At 58.9% G+C, this 3386-nt stretch carries 3 protein-coding genes; all 3 read left to right on the forward strand.

Features of this window, described 5'->3' with window-relative positions; genetic code table 11:
* Positions 1-454 precede the first annotated feature (454 nt).
* The 3 genes from NW820_RS11240 (at position 455) to ftsY (ending at position 3361) form a co-directional block, all read left to right on the forward strand.
* Positions 455-868 (forward strand): hypothetical protein, encoded by a 414-nt coding sequence (locus NW820_RS11240; RefSeq protein WP_414407520.1) that lies wholly within the window; start codon positions 455-457, stop codon positions 866-868.
* A 68-nt stretch (positions 869-936) separates the two neighbouring features.
* Positions 937-1764: a DUF2993 domain-containing protein gene (locus NW820_RS11245; protein WP_414407521.1), complete on the forward strand. Its 828-nt coding sequence runs from the start codon at positions 937-939 to the stop codon at positions 1762-1764.
* Between the two features lie 103 nt (positions 1765-1867).
* The gene (gene ftsY / locus NW820_RS11250) at positions 1868-3361 is read left to right on the forward strand and encodes a signal recognition particle-docking protein FtsY (protein ID WP_414329639.1); all 1494 of its coding nucleotides are present in this window, start codon (positions 1868-1870) and stop codon (positions 3359-3361) included.
* Positions 3362-3386: the final 25 nt, after the last annotated feature.

The following is a 3386-nucleotide window of genomic DNA, read 5'->3' on the forward strand; positions in this document are numbered from 1 at the left end:
AAAGCAGCAACGCCCACAGAGCCGGTGCCGGCCACCTTGCCCAGCGCCAATAGGAATAGGGGATCCCTGCCATAGACTTTGCTAACTCACTAGTGTACCGTCCGCTTTGGATTTTGCCAGGGAGTGGCTGAAGCGAAGAGGACGTCATAGCTGCGCAACGCTAACGCGACTGGCCGGCATCGTCTCAGGAACCGTTGGGTCACAGCCGGCGGATCCCATGCCAAACTTTGGTTTAGAATATTTTTAGATTCGAGATTCAGTCTCACTCATTTGAACTTGGGGAGGCCAACCTTTAGCCTTGCCAAGGGTATCCCTCTTCTGCAGCGCTCCGCTGGGATCTAGCTTCCTGCCCTTTCCCGTCCTGTTTTGTTCATTATCTCTACCAACTCAGGAGTTTCTTATGGCCGTTCCAAATGGTCATTCCGGCACGCTTCCAGAGCAAGAGGCTTCTTCTATGGGAAAGGACGCCCTCCCGCTAACGCAAACGGGTAACGCTCTAAACCTGGCTCCTCTGCCTGCTGACGGGGCCTCTGTAGCTGCTCAGATGCCGGTACTGCTGGGGGAGAAATCCGGCCCGCCCGTGTTTCCCAGCCCTGTCAAGTTCAGCGAAATTGAGATTGACCACCGTCCGGTTGGGGCTTCAACCCTGAAAGTGGTGGATTACTATGCCGACGGACGTCCAGTTACTGCTGCAACTCTCAAAGTCGTGGACACTTGGGGGGAGGGACGCCCAACGGTTGCCTCTGGCGCCAAATTCATCCATGACCCCGCGCTCAATCGCCCGATAATGGCTGATGGCCTGAAAATTGCCAAAACCTTTATGGGCAACCGACCCATTGAGGCCAGCCCCCTCAAGGTGATGCGCTAGCCCGGATCCCCAAGGTGGGCCAGGGATCCCCTTGCTAACCTAGGTTAGGGCACAGCAGGGCAGTGAGCATGGAGATCCTGGCGGTTCTCTTGGGTCTGTTGGCGAGCTTGGGAGGAGGAGCGGGCTATCTGGCGGATCAGACGGCGCGGCAGCTTCTGTTGGATCAGTTGGATCGGGCAGAGGTTTTGGAGGTGCGTATTCAAAGCCAGCCCAATTACCGACTGCTGAATGGCCAAGCGGATCGCCTGCTGATTGCCGGTCGCGGGCTCTATCGAGCGCCCTTTCCCCGCATCGAGCTTCTGGAGCTGGAAACTGATCCGGTGGCAATTGACCCCTCTTTTTTCCAGGGGGCTCCCTTGCGCCTGGCGCGACCTCTGCAAGCGGCGGTACGGGTGTTGGTGCGGGAAGAGGACTTGAATGCTGCCCTCAACAAGCCAGAGGTGCTCCGCCAGTTTCAGGATATCCGCGCCGATCTGCCTTTTGGGGGAGCGGGAAGGGAAGCTCGCCGTTTCGATCTGCGTCAGCCTCGAGTCGAGTTTTCGGATCCCAGCCGCATTCAGCTCTCTGCCCTCTTGGTGGAGAAAGACGGCGGTACTGAGCAAAAGGACTCCGTCCCGCTAACGCGAGCGGTGGAGGTGGTGTTTAACACCGGGATCCGCGTGGAAGAAGGGCGCAGCCTAAAGCTGGAGAATCCGGAGTTTGTGATCGGTTCTGTGCGGGTTCCCGATGAGATCTCAGCAGCGTTTTTGGGCGGGCTCAATGAGGTGCTTGACCTGCAAGAGCTGGAAGAGATTGGGATCCTGATGCGGGTGCTCAGCCTAGAGATAGAGCCTGACCAGTTGCAGGTGATTGGGTTTGTGCGGGTGGAAGGGTTGGAAAGGACCTCGTCCCGCTAACGGGGATCCCCATTGAGCAGGGATGAGCTCCCCAGGGCTGCGCTCTAGCAGGAGAGCTGCTCTGTCAAACTGGATAAAGATCAGCCAGGCTGGAGATGGGATTATGGCCTTCGATTGGTTTCGCCGCCGCTATACCGACTCTACCGACTCTCCTGGTGAAGCGGAGTCTTCGCCACCAGCCCCCGCGCCAGCCACAGAACCGGCGGAGATCTCCCCTGAAGACTATTTGGCTTTTGCCAAAGCCGCCTATGCCAACCTGAAGGCCCGTGCTGCTGCCCAAGCCCCACCGGCAACCGAGGAGTCCGCCCCGCCTGCGCGAGCAGAATCCGTCCAGCTGCAGCCACCGGCCTCGACTGAGGACTCCGGCCCACTTGCCCAAGCAGAACCCCGTGAACCCGTCCAGTCCTCCACTCCAACACAAGAACCAGCATCTCCAGAATCGCCCCCTGTGCAGCCGGCGGCAGCTCCCTCGTTTTTCGATCTGGCTCCCCGTGCTGCTGAGCGTCTCCAAGCCCTGCAAGCCAGCGCCGTGGATGAGCCCAAACCCGAGCCGGTGACTCCAGCCGTTGCTCCCTCTCCAGAGACGGGGCCGGAAGAGCTGGTCTTCGATGAGGGCTTCCGCTGGTCAGCCGAGATCTTGGCGGCTCAAGGGCGCAAACCGGAAGAGATTTCCGTTGAGGAAATCTCCTGGCTGCAAAAGCTGCGGCGAGGCTTGGGCAAAACCCGCCTTAACCTGATCAACCAGTTGAAAGCCCTGGTAGGCCGCGGCCCTCTGGATCAGAAGGCTGTGGAAGAAATTGAGGCCCTGTTGCTGCAGGCCGATGTGGGGATCGACGCCACCGAGCAGATCATCCAAGCCCTACAAAAGCGCATGCGAGAGGAGGTGGTGCCCCCAGAGGAGGCCGTCAAATACCTCAAGCAGCAGATGCGGCAGATGTTGACGGTGGGGAATCCCACCTTTGCCCCACAACGGGACACGCTCAACATTTGGCTGATTGTCGGGGTGAATGGGGCGGGCAAAACCACCACCATTGGCAAAATTGCCCATGTCGCCCGCAAGTCTGGATACCGCTGTCTGATTGCTGCTGCTGATACTTTCCGGGCTGCTGCTGTGGAGCAGCTCAAGGTTTGGGCAGAGCGAGCAGGGGTAGAGGTGATCGCCAATCCCTCTCCCAATGCCGATCCGGCAGCGGTGGTTTTTGACGCCATCACAGCCGCCAAGGCCAGGGGCACCGAGTTGCTGTTGGTGGACACGGCAGGCCGTCTGCAAAACAAGAAAAACCTGATGGACGAGCTAGCCAAGATCCGCCGCATCGTTGACAAAAAAGCTCCCGAAGCTAAAGTAGAAAGCCTTCTGGTGCTGGATGCCACCCAAGGGCAAAACGGGTTGCGCCAAGCCGAGGTATTTGCCGAGGCTGCCAAGTTGAGCGGTGTGATCCTGACTAAGCTGGATAGCACCGCCAAGGGGGGGATTGCCCTGGCCATTACGCAGCAGATGAACCTGCCCATCCGCTTTATCGGCGCCGGCGAGGGGCTAGAAGATCTGCGGCCTTTTTCCAGCTACGAGTTTGTGGAAGCTCTTCTAAGCGAGTATTGAGGCACCCCCTCTCTGAGAAGGGCCA

This window comes from Synechococcus sp. R55.7 (assembly GCF_047461955.1).
GTDB lineage: Bacteria > Cyanobacteriota > Cyanobacteriia > Thermostichales > Thermostichaceae > Thermostichus.